The sequence below is a fragment of the Williamsia sp. SKLECPSW1 genome (genome assembly GCF_054332755.1).
In genome coordinates, this window is record NZ_JBTGLI010000001.1 from 2,871,116 (window position 1) to 2,894,817 (window position 23,702).

17 protein-coding genes are annotated in these 23,702 nt (G+C 70.6%); 14 read left to right on the top strand and 3 right to left on the bottom strand.

The window, feature by feature from the left end; translation table 11 throughout:
* Window positions 1-55: 55 nt before the first annotated feature.
* Window positions 56-2,479: an amino acid permease gene (locus ACXVUM_RS13505; RefSeq protein WP_458522290.1), complete on the bottom strand. Its 2,424-nt coding sequence runs from the start codon at window positions 2,477-2,479 to the stop codon at window positions 56-58.
* A gap of 185 nt (window positions 2,480-2,664) precedes the next feature.
* Here ACXVUM_RS13505 and lysX point away from each other — a divergent pair, with 185 nt between their 5' ends.
* From lysX to ACXVUM_RS13540, 7 genes are all read left to right on the top strand, one after another.
* Complete coding sequence (lysX, locus tag ACXVUM_RS13510) at window positions 2,665-6,081, top strand: bifunctional lysylphosphatidylglycerol synthetase/lysine--tRNA ligase LysX (protein ID WP_458522291.1); 3,417 nt, start codon at window positions 2,665-2,667, stop codon at window positions 6,079-6,081.
* 105 nt (window positions 6,082-6,186) lie between these two features.
* On the top strand, window positions 6,187-6,864 hold the full coding sequence (locus ACXVUM_RS13515; protein WP_458522292.1) for an alpha/beta fold hydrolase: 678 nt from the start codon (window positions 6,187-6,189) through the stop codon (window positions 6,862-6,864).
* A complete protein-coding gene (locus ACXVUM_RS13520; protein WP_458522293.1) occupies window positions 6,861-8,165 on the top strand; it encodes a class I SAM-dependent methyltransferase in 1,305 nt (434 codons plus the stop codon). Before ACXVUM_RS13515 ends, ACXVUM_RS13520 begins: the two co-directional genes overlap by 4 nt.
* Window positions 8,166-8,176: 11 nt before the next feature.
* Window positions 8,177-8,968, top strand: coding sequence for a DUF1295 domain-containing protein (locus ACXVUM_RS13525; protein ID WP_458522294.1), 792 nt, complete (start codon window positions 8,177-8,179; stop codon window positions 8,966-8,968).
* A 122-nt stretch (window positions 8,969-9,090) separates the two neighbouring features.
* On the top strand, window positions 9,091-10,812 hold the full coding sequence (locus tag ACXVUM_RS13530) for a twin-arginine translocation signal domain-containing protein (protein ID WP_458522877.1): 1,722 nt from the start codon (window positions 9,091-9,093) through the stop codon (window positions 10,810-10,812).
* A gap of 75 nt (window positions 10,813-10,887) precedes the next feature.
* Entirely contained in the window at window positions 10,888-13,149 is a 2,262-nt protein-coding gene (locus ACXVUM_RS13535; protein ID WP_458522295.1) for an FUSC family protein, read from the top strand.
* A gap of 66 nt (window positions 13,150-13,215) precedes the next feature.
* Window positions 13,216-13,572 carry a hypothetical protein gene (locus ACXVUM_RS13540; protein WP_458522296.1) on the top strand — a complete coding sequence of 119 codons (357 nt, stop codon included), beginning with the start codon at window positions 13,216-13,218 and terminating at the stop codon, window positions 13,570-13,572.
* Between the two features lie 226 nt (window positions 13,573-13,798).
* On the opposite strand, the gene ACXVUM_RS13545 is transcribed toward ACXVUM_RS13540, so the two are convergent.
* Window positions 13,799-14,719, bottom strand: coding sequence for an SGNH/GDSL hydrolase family protein (locus ACXVUM_RS13545; RefSeq protein ID WP_458522297.1), 921 nt, complete (start codon window positions 14,717-14,719; stop codon window positions 13,799-13,801).
* A gap of 149 nt (window positions 14,720-14,868) precedes the next feature.
* Window positions 14,869-16,125, bottom strand: coding sequence for a cytochrome P450 (locus ACXVUM_RS13550; RefSeq protein WP_458522298.1), 1,257 nt, complete (start codon window positions 16,123-16,125; stop codon window positions 14,869-14,871).
* Between the two features lie 191 nt (window positions 16,126-16,316).
* On the opposite strand from ACXVUM_RS13550, the gene ACXVUM_RS13555 reads away from it, so the two are divergent.
* The 7 genes from ACXVUM_RS13555 (at window position 16,317) to ACXVUM_RS13585 (ending at window position 23,663) form a co-directional block, all read left to right on the top strand.
* Complete coding sequence (locus tag ACXVUM_RS13555; RefSeq protein ID WP_458522299.1) at window positions 16,317-16,973, top strand: SDR family oxidoreductase; 657 nt, start codon at window positions 16,317-16,319, stop codon at window positions 16,971-16,973.
* Window positions 16,970-18,109 (top strand): MBL fold metallo-hydrolase, encoded by a 1,140-nt coding sequence (locus tag ACXVUM_RS13560; RefSeq protein ID WP_458522300.1) that lies wholly within the window; start codon window positions 16,970-16,972, stop codon window positions 18,107-18,109. Before ACXVUM_RS13555 ends, ACXVUM_RS13560 begins: the two co-directional genes overlap by 4 nt.
* Window positions 18,110-18,189: 80 nt before the next feature.
* A complete protein-coding gene (locus tag ACXVUM_RS13565; protein ID WP_458522301.1) occupies window positions 18,190-18,354 on the top strand; it encodes an antitoxin in 165 nt (54 codons plus the stop codon).
* Window positions 18,354-19,610 (top strand): lipase family protein, encoded by a 1,257-nt coding sequence (locus ACXVUM_RS13570; RefSeq protein WP_458522302.1) that lies wholly within the window; start codon window positions 18,354-18,356, stop codon window positions 19,608-19,610. The genes ACXVUM_RS13565 and ACXVUM_RS13570 overlap by 1 nt, the downstream gene beginning before the upstream one ends.
* A gap of 38 nt (window positions 19,611-19,648) precedes the next feature.
* On the top strand, window positions 19,649-20,089 hold the full coding sequence (locus tag ACXVUM_RS13575; protein WP_458522303.1) for a type II toxin-antitoxin system Rv0910 family toxin: 441 nt from the start codon (window positions 19,649-19,651) through the stop codon (window positions 20,087-20,089).
* A 65-nt stretch (window positions 20,090-20,154) separates the two neighbouring features.
* Window positions 20,155-21,819 (top strand): substrate-binding and VWA domain-containing protein, encoded by a 1,665-nt coding sequence (locus ACXVUM_RS13580; RefSeq protein WP_458522304.1) that lies wholly within the window; start codon window positions 20,155-20,157, stop codon window positions 21,817-21,819.
* A gap of 140 nt (window positions 21,820-21,959) precedes the next feature.
* Window positions 21,960-23,663, top strand: a complete 1,704-nt coding sequence (locus tag ACXVUM_RS13585; protein ID WP_458522305.1) for an AMP-binding protein — start codon at window positions 21,960-21,962, stop codon at window positions 23,661-23,663.
* The last annotated feature ends 39 nt before the right edge of the window (window positions 23,664-23,702 follow it).

Here is a 23,702-nt window from a genome sequence, read left to right on the forward strand (position 1 = left end):
CCGCTCGGCGGGTCGTGTCCGCCCGGTCGGCGGGGGGTTCTGGCCCGCTCGGGGTCTATCGGTCGGTCGGGGAGTCGTCGGCGGAGGTGGGTGACGCCTCGGATCCGGCGTCACCGTCCTCGCCCTCGGCTCCGCCGACGATCGTGTAGGTCGGGTCGATCATGACGATCCCCTTCCGCCCCTGGCGTGCCTTGCCGCCGGCACGCACCAGTTGACCGGGCACCAGGTCGCCACCGGTCTTGCCGTCGCGTCCGGTGAACCGCAGACGCATCAGACCGCTGTCGTCGGACACCTCCACGATGTGCACCTCGTCGTCGTCGATGACGCGGTCGAAGGTGTTGCGGACCCGACCCTCCACGACGCCGCGGTGCCCGACGATCAACCCGCCGATCGCCAGCACCGACGACGAGCTCTCGGGTTCGTCGTGCTCGGCGCGGGCGTCGTCGCCCTCCTCACCGAGACGCGCCTGCAGTGACGCGACCCGGCGGGCGAGGCGTTCCTCCATGAGATCGGGGAAGGCCTTGCGGATCTCGGCCTGCACGTCGAACGGGATGATCGTGGCGGCGGCGTGCTGGATCTCGCTGACGGCGCGGGAGATCTTGTCGGCACTGCGGTCGTGCAGCAGGCGACCCAGCAGCGGGGCGTAGGTCCGTCGGGGGAGCAGGACGGTGACGTGCGTGCGGGGCGCGGCGGACAGGGCCTCGACGACGAGTCGCTGCACGCCTCGGGTGATACGCCGGTCGGGGCAGTCGATGATCTTCAGCGGCGTGTCCAGGCCGTAGTGCTCCCACCGCTCGCGCAGCTTGCGGGCCTGCGCTGCGTCGACGACGAGATGCACGGCGGTCAGGTCGTCGGCACGCAGCCCGTGGCCGTAGCGCAGCGCCTCCAGCACCGCGAGGTCGACCGAGTTGACCAGCACGAACGCGGTGTGACGGGCGTAGTTGACCTGCTCGGGTCGGTTCGACCGGAACTCCTCGAGGATCGCCGCCTCCGCCCGGTACTCACGGTTGAGGCGGATGAGCCCGAAGACCAGCAGCGGGAACACGACGACCACCAGCCAGGCGCCCTCGGTGAACTTCGCGACGGCGAAGATGCCGACGACGATCAGCGACAGCACCCCGGCGGTCAGGTTGATCGTCAGCCGCCGCCGCCAGCCGGACTCCTTGTGCGTCAGATGGTGTTTGGTCATGCCGAACCCGGCCATCGCGAAGCCGGTGAACACGCCGATCGCGTAGAAGGGGATCAGGGCGTTCACCGATCCGCCGGTCACCAGCAGGAGCACCACCGCCAGGACGGTGAGGACGATGATGCCGTTCGAGAAGACCAGTCGGTGCCCGCGCTTGCCGAGCTGACGCGGCAGGAACCGGTCGGCGGCGACGAAGTTCGCCAGCGCCGGGAAGCCGTTGAAGCTGGTGTTGGCGCCGCTGAAGAGGATCGCCGCCGTCGCGATCTGCAGCAGCACGTAGAGCGTCGTACCCACGGCGCCGGATCCGAAGACGGCCCGGGCGATCTCGCTGAGCACCGACGGGTAGCCGTCGACGTAGGGCGTCGCGTGGGTCTCGTGCGCGAGCCACGCCACGCCGCTGAGGAGGACGAACAGGATCGTCGCCATGATGGTCAGCACCCGGCGGGCGTTGACGCCCTCGGGTTTGCGGAACGAGCCGACCGTGTTGCTGATGGCCTCGACGCCGGTGAGCGACGACCCGCCGTTGGCGAACGCCCGCAACAGCACGAGGATCGTCGCGCCCGCGATCAGACCGCCGCCGTGGTGCACCTCGACCGTCCCGGGCAGGTCGGCCGGGATGTAGCGCGGCAGTCCCGTCGTGGCGTCGCGGACGAGTCCGACGACGATGAGCAGCAGGACCATCCCGGTGAAGAAGTACGTGGGGACGGCGAACGGACGCCCCGCCTCGCGCAGTCCTCGCAGGTTCGCCAGACACATCACCAGGACGACGGCGACGGTGATCTCCAGGCTGTACGGCCCGAGTACCTTCACCGCCGACACCACCGCGACCGTGCCGGCGGCCGCCTGCACCGCCACCGTGACGACGTAGTCGATGAGGAGCGCGGCCGCCGCGATCTGCGCGACGCGGGGACCGAAGTTCTCGCGGGCGACGATGTACGACCCGCCCGCGCGGGTGTAGGCCATCACCACCTGTCGGTACGACGCGGCGACGAGCACCAGGATCGCGAGGATGACACCGGTGATCGGCAACAGCAGGGTGAAGGCGGCGAGGCCGGCGTAGGGGAGCAGCTCGACGAGGATGAGCTCGCTGCCGTAGGCCGTGGAGGAGATCGCGTCGGGGGCGAGGACGCCGAGCGCGACGGGGTTCGTCAGCCGCTGGTCGCGTAGTTGATCGGTGATCATCGGCTTGCCGAGCACGAGTCGCTTGAAGCCGTAGCCGAGCGATTCGGGGACGTCGCGGGAGAGCTGGACGTCGACGGCGCGACGGGGGTGCGACGCGGGTTGCTGCGACATGACGACCTCTCGGTGGTGCTCGATCGGGGCGAACGATACGCAGGCCGCGAGGTGTTCGTACGCCCAGTGGCATCGATGCCTCGTGGGCTCCGACATATCGGGCGCGCACGCCGCGGCGGACACGCGCGGTGCGGGTGTCGTGAACGTCGGAATGCGCCGACTTCCCGCTGCTAGTGTCGGTTTTCATGTCCGCCGCACCGACTCTCGACCGCCCCGACGGCAGCGACGCCCGCCCGCCGACGGGGCAGCAGTCCCCGGCCCGCAAGCCGGGCAGCGCGCGTCGGCGCCGCGCCGCATACGCCGAGCGGATCGCGCGGTGGTCGTCGCGGCTGCTGACGCTCGCCGCCGTGGTGTCGCTGCTGTCGATCCCGCTGCGCCACTTCCGCGTCACCGACGTCGTCACCGATCTCCTCGGCGCGTTCAACCTCCCGGCCGATCCGAGCATCTTCGTCGTCTGCCTCGTGCTGGCCCTCGCCGGCGCGGTGCGACGCCGATTCAAGGGCGCGCACACCGCCCTGATGTTGGTGATGGCGCTGTCGGTCCTCGACGACGTCCTCGCGCTGATCACGTTCTACGCCGACGACATCACCGTCGACGACGGCTACGGACAGTTCCGCACCTCGGTGATCACCGCGGCGGTCGTCCTGGCGATCGGTGTCGTCGTGTTCGTCGCGGTCGCGTTCTCCCGGCGCGCCTACACCGCGGAACTGGCGCCGGGATCGGTCCGGACCGCGTTCGCGGTGCTCGTCGGCGGCATCCTCACGTCGTTCGTCGTCACCTTCGTCCTCACCGCGCTGTTCCCGCACCGGCTGCGCGGTCTCGACGAACGGTTCATCTGGTCGCTGCGGTCGACGTTCGGTGACCGCGCGAGCCTCGGCGACGCCGTGCTGAAGGGTCACGACGGACATCACTGGATCTATGCCTGCGCGGGATGGATGTCGGCGATCGCGCTGATCCTCGCGCTGGTCACCCTCTACCGCGCCAACCGCGACAACGACTTCGTCGACGCCGACCAGGAACTCGGTGTCCGCGAGCTGCTGCTGCGATTCGGTGAGGACGACTCGCTGGGCTACTTCGCGACACGTCGCGACAAGTCCGTCGTCTTCGCACCCGACGGGCGTGCCGCGGTGACCTTCCGGGTGGTGGGCAGCACCAACGTCGCGAGCGCGGACCCGATCGGCGACCGCGAGTCGTGGCCCGCGGCCGTGCAGGCGTGGCTGGAGAACTGCCGCAAGAACTCACTGCACGCCGCGGTCCTCGCGGCCAGTGAGGCGGGCGGACGGGTGTATCGCGAGGCGGGTCTGCGGACCCTCGCGATCGGCGACGAGGCGATCATCGACGTCGACGACTTCACCCTGCGCGGGCAGTCGATGAAGCCGGTCCGCCAGGCCGTCAACCGCGTCACCGCGGCGGGATACACCACCACCATCCGCCGTCACGGTGAGCTGACCACCGAGCAGCTCGCCGAGATCGAACGGTTGGCCGACGCGTGGCGCGGCGAGGAGACCGAACGCGGCTTCTCCATGGCGCTCAACCGCGTCGGCGATCCGGTCGACGATCGCTGCCTCCTCATCTGTGCGCACGACGCCGACGGACGGATCCGTGCGTTCCTGTCGTTCGTGCCCTGGGGACTGCGGGGGGTGTCGCTGGATCTGATGCGCCGTGACCGCGCCGCGGAGAACGGCGTCAACGAGTTCCTCGTCGCCCGCCTCATCGAGGCCTCCCACGACCTCGGCGTCCGGCGGATCTCGCTGAACTTCGCGGTCTTCCGATCGGTCTTCTCCAGCGCCGAGCGGGAGGGTGCCGGCCCGGTCACCCGTGCGGTCGACGGGGTGCTGGGGTTCGCGTCGCGGTTCTACCAGCTGGAGTCGCTGTACCGGTCGAACCAGAAGTACCACCCCGTCTGGGTCCCGCGACTGCTCTGCTACCACCCCTCGCTGACCGTGATGCGGGCCGCCGTCGCGGTCGGTGTCGCCGAGGGGTTCCTCCCGCACCTCGGCCCGAAGTTCCTCGTCGGCGACAAGACGCCCGAGGAGCAGCCCCGGCGCACCGATCCCGAGTTCCTCGCGCGTGTCCGTGATCTCGACGAGCGGTTCCTGGTGGCCAAGGCCCCCGCGCCGCGCCTCAACGACCAGCAGCGCGTGCGGATGTCGAAGCTGGACCGGATGCGTGCCGAGGGCGACGAGGCCTACCCGGTGTCGGTGCCGCGCACGCATCGTGTGGCCGACATCGTCGCCGAGCACACCGGTCTCGGCGCCGGACAGCGCACCGGGGTGACCGTGTCGGTGGCGGGACGCATCCGCGCGATCCGCGACCTCGGTGGCGTCGAGTTCGCCGTCCTCGAGGACGACCGCGCACGCATCCAGGTCCTCTCCGACGCCGACGTCGCCGACCGGGGCATGCACGACACCTTCCGACGTCGCGTCGACACCGGTGACCTCGTCAGCGTCACCGGGCAGGTCGTCGCGTCGCGGTCGGGGGAGTTGTCGATCGCGATGACGTCGTGGCGGATGGCGGGCAAGTGCCTCAACCCGATGCCCGCGCTGGGCGCCGAGATCGGCGACGACGTCCGCGTCCGCGACCGGCCGCTGGACCTGCTGACCAACCCCGAGGCCGTCGACCTCCTGCAGAAGCGGTCGCGCGGGGTACGCGCCCTGCGGCAGACGCTGCAGGACAGCGGTTTCGACGAGGTCGAGACGCCGATGCTGCAGACCGTGCACGGCGGCGCCTCGGCGCGTCCGTTCAAGACGCACATCAACGCCTACGACCAGCAGCTGTTCCTGCGGATCGCGCCGGAGCTCTACCTGAAACGCCTGTGCGTCAGCGGGATGGGCGCGATCTTCGAGCTGAACCGCAACTTCCGCAACGAGGGGGCCGACGCCACCCACAACCCCGAGTTCACCTCGCTCGAGGCGTATCAGGCGTTCGGGGACTACAACTCGATGCGGGAGCTGACCCGGGAGTTGATCCTCGCGATGGCAGTGGCGATCAACGGTGCGCCGGTCGCCTACCAGCCCGACGAGAACGGGGATCGTCAGGAGGTCCGCCTCGACGGGGCGTGGCCCATCATGACCGTGCACGAGGCGGTGTCGCGGGCATGCGGGACGGCGGTGACGTCGTCGAGCACACAGGCGCAGGTGGCCGCGGTGTGCGCCGAGCACGGTGTCGAGGTCGCCTCCGACATGCCCGCCGGGAAGATGGTGATGGAGCTCTACGAGGCGTTGGTGGAGAAGCAGACCCGGTTCCCGACGTTCTACTGTGACTTCCCCAAGGAGGTCTCACCGCTGGCTCGTCGACACCGCACCGACCCGCGCCTCACCGAACAGTGGGACCTCGTCGGGTTCGGCGCCGAGCTGGGCACCGCGTACTCCGAGCTCACCGACCCCGTCGACCAGCGGGACCGGTTGACCTCACAGTCGATGCAGGCGGCCGGCGGCGACCCGGAGGCGATGAGCCTCGACGAGGACTTCCTGCACGCGCTGGGGTACGCGATGCCGCCGACCGGCGGACTGGGGCTCGGCGTCGATCGCCTGGTGATGATGCTGACCGGTGTCACCATCCGCCCGACGCTGACGTTCCCGTTCGTCCGCCCCACGCAGTAGCGGCACACCTGCCGACCCTGTGGGTACCGTCGGTGACATGCACCAGGTGACCGCGGACACGTGCGCGGGGCAGATCCACGACCACCGCCGCACCGAATCACGGGTATGACGTCCGCGACGCCCGGCCCGCACCCGCCGGTCCTGCACCGGATCCACCACGTCGCGGCTCCGACCGCGGTGGTGCTGGTCCTGCACGGCGGCAAGGTGCGCAGCACCGAACCCGCCCAGACCAACCACCTGTCCGCCGCCCGGATGCGTCCGTTCGCACGGGCCGTCGCCCGCACGATGCCCGACGCCGAGGTGCTGATGCTGCAGTACCGCTTCCGCGGGTGGAACGGCAGCGACCGCAGTCCGGTCGCCGACGTCCGGTGGGCCCTGGACACGATCCGCGACCGGCACGGCGACGTGCGGGTCGTGCTGCTCGCGCACTCGATGGGTGGTCGTGCTGCGGCCGCGGTCGCCGACGACCCGTCGGTCGACTCGATCGTCGCGCTCGCCCCGTGGTGGCTCGACGGCACCGAGACCGACCTGCTGCGGCCCGGCCAGCACCTGCAGGTGCTCCACGGTCGACTCGACCGGTGGACCAGCCCGCGCATCTCCCTGCAGTCCACGCTGCGTGCCGCCGATCGCGGTGTCGACGCGCGGTGGATCTCGATGGGCCTGGCCGGACACTTCATGCTGATGCGGCCGTGGGTGTGGACCCGCCGTGTGGTCGCCGCGGTCGGAGCCGCAGTCGCACGCATCGCCGACGAGAACCACGAGCCCCAGGAGAACCTGCGATGACCGTCACCGACACCACCCGCGCCACCGCGACCGGGGCCGCGGCCACGATCGCCGACCTGCTCGCCCCGTACATCGGCGGCGAACTCCCGGTGCGCCTGCGGGCCTGGGACGGCAGCGAGGCCGGCCCGCACGACGCGCCCGTCGTCGTGCTGCGCAGCCCCGACGCGCTGCGGCGACTGCTGTGGAGCCCGGGCGAACTCGGTGCCGCACAGGCCTACGTGACGAACGAACTCGACGTAGAGGGTGATCTCGACGAGGCGCTCACCCATGTGTGGTCGGTGATCGCCGCCCGCGATCTCGGGCGCATCTCGATCACACCCGCCCGGGTGGCGCGACTGGTGCGGTCCGCGGCGAAGCTCGGCGCGATCGGGCGGCCGCTGCCGGCCCCGGCGAGCCAGGCCGTCGTGAAGGGCAAGCTGCACACCCTCGCCCGCGACCGGGCCGCGATCAGCCACCACTACGACCTCTCCAACGACTTCTACGCGCTCGTCCTCGACCCGCACATGGCGTACTCGAGCGCCTACTGGACCTCCGACGCCGCCGACTACACGCTCGCCGACGCCCAGCGCGACAAGCTCGACATGGTCTGTCGCAAGGTCGGTCTCGACGCGCGGCCCGGGATGCGTTTCCTCGACGTCGGATGCGGCTGGGGTTCGCTCAGCCTGTACGCCGCGCAGACCTACGGCGCCCAGGTCGTCGGAGTGACCATCTCGACCGAACAGAAGGCGTTCATCGACGCGCGCATCGCCGAGCGTGGCCTGGCCGACCGCGTGGAGATCCGCATCCAGGACTACCGGCAGATCCCCGACGGACCGTTCGACGCGGTCGCGTCCATCGAGATGGGTGAACACGTCGGTCAGGAGAACTACCCGACGTACACGAAGGCGTTGCACGACAACGTCGTCGACGGGGGCCGGGTCCTGATCCAGCAGATGTCGCGCAAGCACGGCGACAACCCCGGCGGCGGGCCCTTCATCGAGTCCTACATCGCCCCCGACATGTTCATGCGCCCGGTGGGCGAGACCGTCGCCATGATCGAGGAGTCGGGTCTCGAGGTCCGTGACGTCCACGCGATGCGTGAGCACTACGTCCGTACCGTCGACGTCTGGTACGAGACGTTCGAGAACCGCTGGGACGACGTCGTCGCGATGGTCGGCGAGGAGGTCGCGCGCGTGTGGCGGCTGTACCTCGTCGGCGGCGGGATGGCTTTCCGCGACGGGCGCATGGGCGTCGACCAGATCCTGTCGGTCCGACCCGACTCCCGCGGCCGCTCGTCGATGCCGCCTGTCCGGGACTTCTGAGGAGCGCGGCCGTGACCTTCGACTGGTCGCAGTTCGGCATCGTCACCGGGGCCAGCGTCGCCGGTGTGGTGATCCTGCTGGCCGTCACCGCGGTCATCGGGTTCTCGATCGGCCGCCACAACGTCGTCGACGTCACGTGGGGCCTCGGCTTCGTGCTCATCGCGCTGATCACTGCGGTGCTCGGCAACGGCGACCTCTGGCGCCGACTGCTGGTGCTCGTCCTCATCGGCGTGTGGGGTCTGCGCCTGGCGACGTCGATGTTCCGACGCTCCCGGGGCAAGGGTGAGGACCCTCGGTACGAGAAACTCCTCGACGAGGCCGGCGGCAACCGGGCGCTCACCGCGATCACGAGGATCTACGCGACCCAGGGGCCTGCTCTGTGGTTCGTGTCGCTGCCCCTGCAGGTGTCGGCGGTCGCCCACGGCACGCTCTGGTACCTCGCGGTGATCGGTGTGCTCGTGTGGGTCGTCGGCGTGACGTTCGAGACCGTCGGCGACCTGCAGATGGATCGGTTCAAGGCCGATCCGTCGAACAAGGGCACCGTCATGGACAAGGGTCTGTGGCGCTACACCCGCCATCCCAACTACTTCGGGGACTCCTGTGTGTGGTGGGGGACGTTCCTGGTGTGCATGACGTTCTGGCCCACCGTCGCGACGATCCTGTCGCCGATCGTCATGACGTACTTCCTCGTGTTCGCCACCGGTGCGCGTCTGCTGGAGCAGCACATGGAGCAGCGTCCGGGGTATCGCGAATACCAGGACCGCACCAGCTATTTCATCCCGCTGCCGCCGAAGAAGTCGTGACGCACGCGGCCGTGTCCGAATAGCGGCAGTTCGACACCTTCACCGGTCGTTCACCTTCTGGTCGCCGTGCCGACACCGCGGTGCCGGGCCGGGCGGGTGGTCTCACATGCATGGCCGACACTGTGTCCAGCACCCGCATGAACCCCCTCGGTGAGACCGTCGACACCGGCGTCCCCCGGGAGATCGCCGCGTCCATGTCGACCGCGGAGCAGCACGAATGGCACCGCTGGAACCTCAAGCGCCACAGCGTCAGTCGCCGCAACTTCCTGACCGGATCGGCCGCCGTCGCCGCTGCCGCCGGGATGGGCAATCTCGCGTGGTCGGGCATCGCCTACGCCGCCGACGCCCCGCTCGCCGTGGGGGGACGTCACGTCTCCTTCGGAAACGACGCCGCCAGTCAGCTCCGGTTCTCCGCGCAGCTGTCGCGGAACCCGGGCGGCGCGAGGGTGTTCCTCGATCACGGCCCGACACCCGCCCTGGGTGCGACCACTGTCGCCGAGGTGCGCAACCTGGTCAGCCAGGTCCCCGTCAGCACCGGCGGGATCCTGGGCGCCGAGCAGTTCTACGTCCACGCCGCCGTCGACGGGCTCCCGGCCCGGCTGCCGCACTTCTACCGCTGGCGCACCGCCGACGGTCGCAGCACCGACGTGCGCAGCGTCTCGACGGGCCTGCGTCCGGGCCGCAGCCTGCCCTTCCGTTTCACCATGATGGGCGACCAGGGGACGGAGACGACGCCGACGCAGCCGCCGGGACTGCAGCCGGGGGACTATGACGACCGCTACTACAAGGCCGACAACGACCCGAACGTCCCGCACGCCGCGAACATCGTGAATGCGATCGCAGCGCGCAACCCGGCCTTCCACATCCTCGCGGGCGACATCGCCTACGCCGACCCGTCGGGTCAGGGGAGGCACGTGCAGTACGTGCCCCACGGCGGCAGCGCGGCGTCGGGGTTCGACAAGTTCAACCCGTACGTCTGGGACGGGTACCTCGCCGCCATCGAGAAGAGTGCCTCGCGGGCGCCGTGGATGTTCGCGACCGGCAACCACGACATGGAGGCGCTGTACTCGCCGCACGGGTACGGCGGCCACGCGGCCCGTCTCGACATGCCGACCAACGGGCCGTCCGGGTGCCCGTCGGTGTACTCGATCACCTACGGCAACGTCGCCGTGCTGTCGTTGGACGCCAACGACGTCTCCTTCGAGATCACCGCGAACACCGGCTACAGCGGCGGAGCGCAGACCTCGTGGGTCGCGTCGACCCTGGCCCGGTTCCGCGCCGACCCGAACATCGACTTCATCGTCTGCTTCTTCCACCAGTGCGCGTACTCCACCACCGCGCAGCACGCCAGCGACGGCGGCGTGCGCGCCGCGTGGAGCAAGTTGTTCGACCAGTACCAGGTCGACGCGGTCTTCCAGGCGCACAACCACATCTTCGAGCGCACCGACCCGATCCGGAACGGGCAGCCCCGTAAGGCTGCTCCCGATCGCGCGACGGTCTCGGCGAAGGTGGACGGGACCGTCTACTACACAGTCGGCGGCGGTGGTCGACCTCGGTACGAGTTCCAGCCAGGCGAGTCCGAGAGCTACCGCGGAAGGGTCGTCGCCGACGACACCGTCCCGAACAGCTACGTGTGGACCTCCGACGGCGCGAAGAAGACCGAGAGCGTCGAGTGGTCGCGTGTGCGGTTCCGCAACTACTCGTTCATCAGCGTCGACGTCACGCCGGGGCTGCCCGGATTCGACTCGCGCATGGACATCTCGGCGCTCGACGAGTACGGCCGCGAGTTCGACCGGTTGACCTTCACCCGTCGCGTGCCGCTGGGTGTCGGCTTCGGGTCCTGACCCGCGCCGTCGGGCACGACTCGGTGCCCGTGACGCCGACGTGCCGGACGGTCGGTGCGCCGTAGGCTGAGCGCCATGGGCCGATCGCGGGGACAGTCGCCACTCCGCGTCGACGATGCGATCGCGCGGTTCGTGCGCTTCCTCGTCGTCTCCGATCCCGGACAGCTCCGACTGCGCAGTGCCAGCCAGACGACGTCGACGTTGATCGTCGCGCTGGTCTGCCTCGTCGTCACCACCCGGGCTCTGGGCCAGCCGATCACGGTCGCGATGCTCGGATCGATCGTCGCGATGTTCTCGGCGTTCGTCGTCCGGGATCGCACGGCGAAGGGTCGCCTGCTGACGACCGGTCTGATCGTGGTCCCCGCGGCCGCGGCGGTGACCGCGTCGACGCTGCTCGGTCAGTTCCGCATCGCCGCCGACGTCGGTTTCATCGTCGTGCTGTTCACCGCGGTCTACGTCCGGCGGTTCGGTCCCCGTGGGTTCGCCCTCGGCATGGGTGGGTTCATCTCCTACTTCTTCGTCCTCTTCCTGCGCGCCACCACGTCCCAGCTGCCGTATCTGCTGATGGCCGTCGCCATCGGTGTGGGGGCGGCACTCACGGTCCGCTACCTGTTCCAACGGGAATGGGACGGAGCCGAACTCACCCGCCTGACCCGTGCTCTGCGTGCGTCGGCGCTCGACGTCGTGGACGCGATCGACCCGGTGGGCGCGGAGGGGTACTCGCCGACGATCCCGGGTCGGCACGAGGCCGGTGCGCGGAGGGTTGTCGCCGATCGGCTGGAACGGTTGGCGAACACGGCGCTGATGATCGAGGACTGGCTCGACCGCAATGTCGCCGGCGACCACATCTCGGTGACGGGGAGCGACCTGTCGCGACGCATCTTCGACGCCCAGCAGGCCACCGAACAGGTCGCGTTCGCGATGCGCGGGATCGACTCGGCGCACCTGCCCACGACGGTGCACCGGGTCTTGGCGGCCCTGCGGGTCACCCTGCACAACACACCCACCGACGACGAACTCCGGTCGGCGCGGCGGATCGTGACCAAGGCCGAGGCGCACGCGACGGGCAGTGACCAGGAGTCCGTCGTGGTGCGGTCGGTGGCGCGCGCCGTTCGGGCGCACACCGCCGTCCACCGCGTGGCAGCGCATGCGATCGAACGGGAGGCGGCGGGGGAGCGGACGAGCGCACCGCCGCCGGCCGCCGCCACCCCGCCCGTCGACGAGGTGCCTGCCACACGGGAGGGGTGGTTCGCGTCGGCGCAGACGACAGGATGGTTCGCCCGTCTCGAGCCCACCACGCGCACCGCGATCCAGGTCGCCGTCGCCACGTCCATCGCCACGGTCCTCGGCGAGCTGGTCTCCCCGGCGCGCTGGTACTGGGCGGTGCTCTCGGCGTTCGTCGTCTTCACCGGTACCACCACCCGTGGCGAGATCCTCACCCGCGCAGGCCATCGCATCGTCGGGACCGTCGTCGGGGTGCTCGCGGGTGTGTTGCTGGCCGCCGTCGTCGGGCACAACCCCCCGGTGCAGCTCGCGATGATCGCCGTCTGCGTGTTCTTCGCGTTCTATCTCGTCGCGGTCGCCAACGGCCTGCTCGTCTTCTTCATCACCGTGCTGCTGGCCATGCTCTACGGACTGTTGGGGACGTTCAGCATCGCGGTCCTCGAACTGCGCATCGTCGAGACCTGCGTCGGCGCGAGTGTCGGCATCGCGGCCGCGTACTTCATCCTGCCGACGCGCACCCGGGAGACGGTGCGGGGCAAGGTCGACGACTACCTCGAGGCACTCGACGACCTCATCGTCGAGGCCGTCGACTCCGTCCTCCACCCGGGCCGCGGCGTCGATCTCGTCCCCGCGGCCCGTCGTCTCGACCTCGCGCTGCAGGCCCTGCAGACCGCGGCCCGGCCGCTGCAGGTCGGTGCCTCGGACCGCCGATCGTTGCGGGTGGCGCCGGCCAGTCGCGCACGGCGGTCGACCGCACGTCTGGTCCGTGTCCTCGAGGCGTGCGATCGTGCGGCCCACGCCCTGACGCGCGCCGGGATCGTCGCCGCAGGTGCGGATCCCGAGACGACACCGTCACCCGACATCAGCGCGGCGCTCGCCGCCGGCACCGACGACGTCCGCGAGTCGGTCGCGGCCCTGCGGTCGGTGGTCCGCGAGTCCGGTGGCCGCGACGAGGAGCCGTCGGCCGCGGCGCTCGGGGACGGCATCGTGCAGACCCCGGTCACCGCACTCGTCGAACGCGACCCCGAGGAACTGCCCACCGCGACCCGCATCGCCGTCCGGGCGCTCGACCGTCTCGACCACGCCGCGGCACTGACCCGGGTGCGCATATGACCCGTACGGGCGAACGATTGGTGATAGAACAGAGCTGGGTCGGGACCCGTCGAGAGAGGATCCCTGATGCGCAGAATGCTCGCCACCGCTGCAGGTGTGGCCGCGATCGGTGCCGCCACGGCGATCGGAGCGCCCACCGCGTCCGCCGCCATCGGAGCACCGGACCTGTCGTTGTCGATCGCACGCCTGACGTGCACCGTCACCGTCACCAACAACGGGCTCGCCCCGGCTACAGGCGTCGCGTTGTATGAGGCATCCCCGGCCGGCCGGATCACACAGTTCCCGACGACGATCGCACCGGGATCGTCCGCGACGTACCGCGTCTTCGACTGCCCGCCGGGATCGCCCTACCCGAACGCCTTCCTCGTCACCACGAACAACGGAGACGCGAACTATCTCAACAACTTCGGTGTGCTGATCTAGCTCGGCACGTCGCCCGCGGGATGTCGCGGGCGGGATTCCCATGGCGGGTGTGGGTTCGCACGTCGGCGTCGTGTTCGCATGGTGCAGGGGTCATGCGAACGGCATGTGGTCGTGCGAGTCGGGGGTTCGCCTGCGATGTGGTGGTTTTGCCACCGTGGTGTGGGTTCGCCCGCGCGATGGTGCGGGCGAATCGGTCGTGGGCGGGCGAGACGGTCCCCGAGGGCGGTCAGGAACGCAGGGCCGCCAGCACCAGGTCGCCCATCGCCTCGCTGCCGAGCGGGGTGGGATGGTTCGGCGGGGTCAGGCCGGACGGGAACTGGCCGCTGAACCAGCGGGTCCCGACCGGTGCGCACGAATCGTGGCCGACTGCGGGTCCTGCTACGTCGACGTAGGTGGCGTCCCGGGAGGCGGCAGCCCGCGCCAGGGTCCCGTCGAAGCGTCGGAAGAAGTCGGCGATGAACTCCATGTCCGCCCGTCCGACGGTGGCCGTCGGGGCACAGCCCGAGGCGCCGTAGTACCCGCCGTGCCCGACGACGACCACGCGTGCCCGCGGTGACCGTCGGTGGATCGCATCGAGCACACGCTGCAGCTCCGGCAGCAGCCCCTCGAGTGCGACGTCCTGTCGTGCACGCAGCCCGGTGTCGCGTCGGCATCCGCTGTCGACCCGGCTGGAGAGACCGAAGCAGGACTGCAGCAACGACGCCCACGCGATGTCGTTGCCGCCGACGGACAGGGTGACGAGGGTGGTGTCCGGACGGAGCGCGTCCACCTGCGGACGCTGCGTCCTCGGGATCGGGAGAAGGGTTCGTTGGCCACGGTCGACGATGTCGCGGGTGGTCGCCGCGACGCAGGTCGCGTCGGTGAACGACACGGGCCGCAGCACGCTCCGCACCCGGTACGGGTAGCCCTGGTGCGATCGCCCACATCCACTCGGCTCGAACACCGACGTCAACGTCGGTGCCGCCGCACGGGAATCGCCGAGCGCGACGTAGCGGATCGGACCCGACGCGAGCAGACCCGACCCGACCGGCTCCGCACCGACCGGCTCCGCACCGGCCGGAGCTGCGACAGCCATGAGCGGTACGACGATGACCCCGACCACCGCCGCGATCGCGGCACGCGTCGACCACGACAATCGTGACAACACTGGTTCCCCCCAGGATTGTCGGCGTCCCCTACGCCGACTGGGGGATCATGCACCATCGCGGCGGTTCAGTACAGGACGACCGCCGAAGCGGCGTCCGGGTTGTGACCGGTCACGATCGTCGCGGTCTCAGACCGGACGCGGGGGTCACCTCACCAGGAGACGCCGAGGTGACGCGGTCCGCGGACGACCATCTTCGACTTCCAGTCGACATCGGTGACGGTGAGGTCGGGGAAGGCCCCGCTGAGCGCGGTCAGCGCCTCCTGCAACTCCACCCGCGCCAGCGCGGCGCCGAGGCAGTGGTGCGCGCCGTGTCCGAAGCCGATGTGTCCCGATCGGCCGCGGGTCGGGTCGAACTCGTCGGGCCGGTCGAAGAACTCCGGATCACGGTTGGCCGCGGCGATGCTCACCACCACCGGTTCCCCTGCTCGCACGACGACGCCCGACAGTTCGACGTCCTCGGTGGCGTAGCGGGCCTGCCCGCCGCCCACGCCGAGCGGGACGAGGCGCATCAGTTCCTCGACGACCCCGGGGACCATCGACGGGTCCTCGTGCAGTGACCGCCAGGCGTCGTCGGGGACGGGCAGCGACCCGAACTCGTCGGGGCGGCCCATCAGGAACAGCAGGAAGTTCGGGATCTGCGACGCGGTGGTCTCGTGGCCGGCGACGAGGATGCCGTTGCACAGGTCGATCAACTCGAGCTCGCTCAGGCGGTCGTCACCGTCGCGGGCGTCGAGGAGGGCGCACATCAGGTCGTCGGGCGACTCGCCGGCAGCCCGGCGGGCGCGCTTCTCCGCGAGCAGATCCCGCATGTAGTCACGGAACTCCTCCCGGCTGGCGTCGAACTCCTCTGCCGTGAGCGTGGTGGTGGACATCGCGTTGTCGCTCCACACCCGGAACTTGTCCCGATCGGCCGTCGGCACACCGAGCAGCTCGCAGATCACCTGCACGGGCAGGGGCAGGGCGAATCCGTCGACGAGGTCGATCGGCGCCCCGGTGCGGGCGCGCTCGGCGCGCATCCGCTCGACGAGTTCGGCGCAGATGGATGCGGCCTTCGGGCGTAGGGCCTCGATCCGCCGCGGCGTGAACGCCCGCGACACCAGGGTCCGCAGTCGGGAGTGGTCGGGCGGGTCCATCGAGAGGATGCCGGAGTTCTGCCGACCGGCGCGCATCCGCGGCTCGTCGTGGTCGACGGCGACCGCCCGGCTGAACCGCGGGTCGGCGAGAACCGTCCGGACGTCGTCGTAGCGCGTCGCGAGCCAGCCGACCTCACCGAAGGGCAGCGACACCCGCGCGAGGCCGGTCGAGGCGCGGATCGCCGAGTACTCCTCGGCGAGCCCGAGCGAGTCGGGGCGGTTGAAGGGGTACTCGAGCACCTGCTCGAGATCGGACTCGCGGGTGACGGTCACAGCGGCTTCCTTTCGGTGGGCAATAGCTTGCTTAGCACCACGAAACAAACGTAGGTCGCTGTGATCGCGAACGCAAGAGAAATGCATGACAGCGACGGGGCGTTGGCACAGCCGACGGGCTGGAACCGGCCACACCGATCGCGTCTGCGATCACACGACGTCGCCGAGAGTGGCGACACGAGGAGGACCACATGTCACGTATCGCCATCATCGGAGGCCACGGGAAGATCGCGATGCAGGCGGCGACGCTGCTGACCGGCGACGGCCACCAGGTCTCCTCGGTCATCCGCGATCCCGACCAGTCCGAGGAGATCACCACCACGGGTGCCACGCCGATCGTCCTCGACATCGAGAAGGCGTCGACCCAGGACATCGTCGAGGCGCTCGACGGCCACGACGCGATCGTGTTCTCCGCCGGTGCGGGCGGCGGCAACCCCGACCGCACCTACGCGGTCGACCGCGACGCCGCTATGCGGTCGATCGACGCGGCCTCGGCCGCCTCCATCCGGCGGTTCGTGCTGGTGTCGTACTTCGGCGCCTCCGTCGACCACGGGGTCGACCCGGACGACTCGTTCTACGCCTACGCGGAGGCCAAGGGTGAGGCCGACCAGTACCTGCGGGCCAGCGATCTCGACTGGACCATCGTCGCGCCCAGCTCGCTCTCCGACGACGACGCCACCGGCGCCATCACCACGAAGGAACAGGGTGCCGAGCGCGGTACGTCGGTGCCGCGCGCAGACGTCGCGGCCGTCATCACGGCGGTCCTCGAGACCACCGGTAGCGTCGGCCGCATGATCGAGTTCACCGCGGGGGACACCCCGATCACCGACGCCGTGGCGGCCGGATGACGCCGCTGCGCAGACTGGTCACCACGGCGGGCGTCGGCACCATCGAGGCGGTCACCTCCGGACTGGCGTCCGCGGGTTCGGCCACCGGGCGGGCGTTCGGTGCCTCACCGGAGCAGATCGCGCCGCACGTCGCGCGGTCGCCGCACCAGACCGACGGCTTCTTCGCCAACCGTGAGCCGGCGTCACTCGTGACCCCCGACCGGGGCACGGCGGTCGAGATGATCCGCCTACGCCGGCGCGGTGAGCCGCCGCGCCCGATTCGCGTCGTCACCCCGGATCTGACCGCCGAGGCCGCCTCACTCGCCGTCACCTGGCTGGGTCACGCGAGCGCGCTGGTGGAGATCGACGGCCGACGCGTGCTCACCGATCCGGTGTTCTCCCGGCGGTGTTCGCCGTCGCAGTTCGTCGGCCCGGCCCGGATGCACGACGCGCCGGTGACCGTCGCGGGCCTGCCCCCGCTGGACGTGGTCCTCATCAGCCACGACCACTACGACCACCTCGACATGGCCACCGTCGTCGAGATCGCCCGGACCCAGCCGGCCGCACGGTTCGTCGCGCCGGTGGGTGTCGGTGCGCACCTGGAGTTCTGGGGCATCGCCGCGGACCGGATCGACGAGGGTGACTGGGGCGAGCGGATCACGGTCGGTGACCTGTCGTTCGACTGCGTTCCCGCACGGCACTTCTCGGGTCGTGGGGTGGTCCGCAACCTGACGCAGTGGGTCAGCTGGGGGATCCACGGCCCGACGCGATCGGCGTTCTTCACCGGCGACACCGGATTCACCGAGAGCTACGCCGACGTCGGTCGGGACACCGGCCCGTACGAGCTGACGCTGGTCCCGATCGGCGCCTACGACAGGTCCTGGCCCGATGCCCACGTCGACCCCGAGGAGGCCGTCGCGGTGCACACGATGCTCGCGGGCGACTCCCGTGCGGATTCGCTGATGGTCCCGATCCACTGGGCGACCTTCAACCTCGCGCTGCACCCGTGGGCCGAACCGGTGGCGCGGATGCTCGCCGCGGCCGCCGAGCACGGCGTGGTCACCGCGACGCCGGCGCCGGGGGCACGGATCGACGTGAGCGACCGCACCGGTCCCGGTGTCGACTCCGCCTCCTGGTGGCGTTCGGTGGCCGGTTGAGGCGATTCGGGAACTCCCGAGCAGCGCCCGCCGTTGCACCGACGACATCCCGATCAGCCGACCGACGAGGAGACACCATCGTGAACTTCAAGCAACTCGCCGACAAGGCCAAGTCCATCGTGGAGAAGAACCCGCAGTACATCGACAAAGGTGCCGACGCGGTGAACAAGGCCACCAAGGGCAAGTACTCCGAGCAGGTCGACAAGGGCCGCGACGCCGCCAAGAAGTTCGGTCAGCAGAAGTAGTGCACCTGACGCGGGCCTCCCGCGTGGCCGCGGCCGCGATCACCCTCATGGTGGTCGCGGCCGCGTGCTCTCCGGGAACACCACCCGACACCGCCGACGGCCCGCGATCGTCGAGCCCCGCGTCGTCGTCGTCGCTGCCGGCGCCCGTCGCGGCGGCCGACCGCGGCAGGGTCCTCTCGCAGTCGCCCATGACGGTCGACGCGGACGGACCGCTGGCCGACTACGACGTCACCCGCGTCGTGTACCGGTCGAACTCGGGGTACGCCCCGGATGATCCCGACGGCGACTTCGGTGTCCGCGTGTCCGGCGTGGTCGTGACACCCCGGGGCACCCCGCCTGCGGGTGGATGGCCGGTGGTCGCACTAGGACACGGCACCACCGGCACCGACGAGCAGTGCGCGCCGTCCCTGCACCCGGATCTGCTGGGATACGCGACGCAGATCGCCCGGCTGGTCCGCGCCGGGAACGTCGTGACGGCCACGGACTACGTCGGCCTCGGCGAACCGGGCACACCGCACCCGTATCTCATCGCGCGGAGCGCTGCGTACTCCATGATCGACGCGGTCCGCGCGGCACGTCAGGTCGTCCCCGACACCTCCGACCGCTGGGCGGCACTGGGTACTTCGCAAGGGGGACAGGCGGCCTGGGCCGCGGCGGAGTGGGCGGGCACGCCGTACGGGCAGGGTCTGCGATTCGTCGGGGCCGCGACCCTCGCCCCGGCGGCCGACGTCGCTCCGATCGCCGACGGGTACGACGCGACGCCGTTCCGTGCGCCGACGTTCACCACCCTGCAACTCGGGTTGATCCCGCTCGTGCTCGACGGGCTGCGCACCGTCGATCCCGGACTCGACGAGTCGCAGTACATCCGGGGAGGTCTGGCCGCAGGCGCTGCAGCGTTGGCGTCGTGCGGACAGGGCAGCGAGTTCCGGAAGTACTCGGCGCTCACCCAGGTGCGCCCGGGCGACGCGACCGTCTCGTCCCCGGCGGCGTTGCGGTCGCTGCACGACATGCTCGCGCGGTCGTCGCTGCCGCAGCGGCGTGCGGCGGGTCCGCTGTTCGTCGCCTACGGCGATCGCGACCAGCTGGTCACCCCGGCCTGGACGGCGGGCGCGATCCGTCGGGCGTGCGCGGCCGGGGACACCGTCGACGTCACCGTGGAGGCGGGACGCGGTCACACCGACCTGCAGTCCGGACCGGACGCGGTCACATGGATCGGCGACCGTTTCGCGGGCCGATCGGCCCCGTCGTCCTGTTGACGCCCGGCGCATGAGGGGCGACCCCTATCCTGATCGCCATGGCATCCGTGAAGGAAACCGTCTCGGTCCCACTGAGTCCCGACGTCGCCTGGGGTCACGTGCAGGACCTGTCCCGCTTCGACGAGTGGCTCACCATCCACGACGGATGGCGCAGTGATCTCCCGTCGCCCGACCAGTTGAGCAAGGGCACAAAGGTGTCCAGCGTGGTCGCCGTGAAGGGCACGCGCGTGCGCTTCGAGTGGACCGTCGACACGTTCGACCCGCCGAAGAAGGTCGGGTTGAAGGGCAACGGCAAGGGAGGGGTGAAGGTGAAGCTGGCCCTGTCGGTGGCGCCCGACGGGGACGGCTCCACCGTCGTCATCGATCTCGACCTCGGTGGGCTGCCGATGATGGGTCCCGCGGGCAAGGCGGCGGCGAAACTCGTCCAGTCGGACCTGCGGGAATCGCTCAGCAACTTCAAGGCCACCTTCACGGAGTAGTCCACCCCGGCCCCGTCCGATAGCATCCGTCCGATTCGACGGGTTCGTTCGAGGACGGGGGAGGCATGGGACGCCACGCTGTCGGCGCGACGCCACAACCGGTCGGCCGGGGGGCCGTCGGAGACCCGCCGCGTCGAGGTCGCCGGGGTCGGTGGGTCGTCCTCGGTCTCGTCGTCGCGGTCGCCGTCGCCGGCGGGGTCGCCTGGGCTGCCACTCGCGGGGATGGACCCGACTGCTCGTCGCGGACACCCATCACCGTCGCCGCCGAACCGGCCATGACGCCGGCATTGAAGGCCGTCGCGCCGGGGGTCTCGGCCGACTCGTGCGTCGACTACACCGTCGAGGCGGTGTCGGGGGCGGGAATCGCCGGCGAGCTGAGCCAGGCGTCCACCGCACCCGACCTCTGGGTCGCCGACTCCTCGCGCCGTGCCGCCGACGTCGTCGGGCAGGTCCGCATCCCGGTCGACTCCGTGGGCTCGGTGGCCTCGTCGCCCGCCGTCGTCGTCGGGACGCGGCTGCCCACGCTCGAGAACTGGGTCGACGTGATGACGCTGCCCGGACTGCGCATCGGCAGCCCGATCACCACCAGCACCGGCAACGCGCCGATCGCCGGTGCGGTCGCGGCGGTGGAGAAGGGCTCCCTGACGAGCAAGCAGCTCACCGACGCGATGACAGTCCTGGCGATCCAGCAGGGCAACATCCGCGCCGACGACGACAGCGATGAGAGTCGTCTCGCCCTCGCGGACGGGTCCGGGTCGCCGACCGTCACCAGTGAGCAGCAGTTCGTCGACTACAAGCGGGAACACCCCACCTCGGCACTCGCCGCGACGGTCCCCGCCGACGGGACGACGTTCCTCGACTACCCGATGCTCGTCACCGCGGGGGCGAGCAAGCGGGATGTCGCGCGCGAGGCGGGGCGACGGTTCCTGGCCGCGATGGCGACCGGCGACGGTGCCACCGCGCTCCGCGACGCCGGCTATCGGCCCGCCTCCCGGGAACCGTTGCCCGATGCGGGAGTCGGACAGGTCGCGGCGGTCACCGTGCGGGACACGGCCGCACAGGAGAAGACGCTGCGTCAGTGGGCGGTCGTCGCCGAGCCGATCCGCACCCTCGTCGCACTCGACGCGTCCGGCTCGATGAACCAGCGAGTCGGGTCCACCACGCGCGCCGACCTGCTGGTGCAGGCGGCGCTGGCGGGCAACAAGCTGTTCCCCAACAACACCGAGATCGGGCTGTGGTTCTTCTCGACCGACAAGGGCGGACCCGGCCAGGACTGGACGGAGATCTCCCCGATCGAGCGGGAGGACACGGTCCGCCCCGACGGGCGTACACAGCGGGAGTTCCTCAACGCCCAGGCCGAGCGCTACCCCGCGTACATCGGCGGCGGGACCGGCCTCTACGACACGATCCTCGCGGCCTACCGGACCGTGCTCGACAGCTACGACCCGAACTACTCGAACAGCATCATCGTCCTCACCGACGGCCGCAACGACGATCCGAACACCATCTCGCTCGCCGAGCTGACCCGGCGTATCCGTGCCCTGGCCGATCCGGCCCGTCCTGTGGAGATCGTCACCATCGGGATCTCCGACGACGTCGACACCGCAGCGCTCCGGCAGATCTCCGCACTGTCACCCGGCGGCACCAGCTACGTCGCGAAAGAGCCCGGCGACATCTCGAACGTGCTGGTCAACGCCGTGGCGGCGCGGGTCACCGCCGCCGGGCGCTGATTCGCGTCGCTTTTCTCCCCAGCCACCCATCCGCGCCGCGCTCGGCAGCGAACCGAGGGTGCGATGCCCGTTGCGTGTAACGGGAGGGGGTCGTCGCACGACTGACGGGGCAACTCGCAGAGCCGACGAGGAGACACGACGTGCCGATCCCGGACGATGTTCCGCCCGCCGCCGAGCGCACCGCCGGCTCGCCGATCCTGAGCCTGTCCGCCGACGTCTCCGCCGCCGTGCATGCCGTCGCCGTCGACCACCGCATCGAGCCGATCACCGTCGTCGCCGCTGCCCTCGTCGCCTACCGTGGCCCCGGCCCGGAGTCCACGGCCCCCCGCGTCGGCGTCGCCGTGTCCGGTGGGTCGCGCATCGCTCCGGTGGATCTGCCGGTCGGTGCGCGGCACAGCGCCTCCGGGCTCGTCGTCCGGGTGGGGGCGTGCGTCGACAGCCCCGTCGACCCCGACCCGTGCCTGACACCCCGCGACGTCGTCGTCGCCGAAGGCGCCCCTGCGGACGCCACAGCGGCAGTGTCGAGCGTCCCCGTCGTCGTCTGGTGCCGTGCCCAGGGCGCAGCGCTGACCCTCCAGATCACCGCGACGACATCCGCCCCGACGTCGCTGCAGACCCATCTGCGTCGGTTCGCCGAGTTCCTCGGGCGATTCGCCGCCGCCGGACGGACGCCGGTCGGCAGCCTGCAGATCGTGTCCCGGGCGGAACGATCGCTCATCCTCGACGACTGGAACGACACCGCCGAGATCGTCGCGCCGGCGACCCTCGTCGACCTCGTCGAGATGGGCATGGCCCGCGACCCGGATCGCGCGGCCGTGGTCACCCCCGACGGCGTCCTCACGCACGGCGACGTGGATCGCTCCGCCAACCGACTGGCGCGGGCCCTGCTCGCCTCCGGCGTCACCCCCGGTGCCGTCGTCGGCGTGTTGTGCGATGCGACAGCCGCGGCGATCGTCGCCACGGTGGCCGTCCTGCGCGCCGGCGGAGCGGTGCTCATGCTGTCGACCCGGCACCGTGCCCCCGAGACCATCGTGCGGATCGCGGAGGCGCGTGCGACGCGGGTCGTCACCGACTGCCCGGTCTCGACGGTCGTCCCCCCGTGGGTCGAGATCGTCGCCCTCGACGACGAACTGGATCACCACCCCGACGAGCCGATCAGCGCCGACGACGGCGTCGGCCGCGGCCACCTGCAGGCGGTCGCCGAGGTCGGTGTGCACTCCGCGGGTGACGAACTGGTGGCGTTGGCGTACAGCCATGAGGCACTGGTGAACCGGCTGGCGTGGACCCTTGCCGACTGGGAGTCCGATCGCGGCACCGGCCGGCATCAGGTGCTCGTACCTGCGGACGCGCATCGTCTCCGCGACGTGTGCGACGTGCTGTGGCCGGTGATCCTCGGCGCGACGGCGCACACGACGGTCGGCCAGGGGATCGACCGCCCCACGGCCGGGACCGGCACCGTCGTGGAGGCCGGTGGTGCCGCATTCCGTGTCGGCGAGGCCGACCGCCCCGGCTGGAACGTCGAGGCGTACGTCCTCGACGAGCATCTCCGACTCGTCCCCCCGGGAGCACCCGGCGACCTCTACGTGGGCGGTGTGCAGGTGGCGCTGGGTCGCCCACGCGACACCGCCACGACCGCGGATCACTTCGTCGCCAACCCTTTTCGTCCCGGCGAGCGGATGGTTCGTGTGGGATCGATCTCCGCGCGGGGTGGCGTGGTCGCCGACGGCGACGTCCTGCGCCGCGTCGTGGCCGCCGTGGGTGTGTTCGATGCCGACGGGACGCAGAAGGGTGGCGTGGTCGCCGACGAGAACCGCCCGGCCCGGAGCGGGAACCCCACCCGCTGAGCGGGGGGCTCGCGCCTCGGACCGGGCGATGTGCCTCGG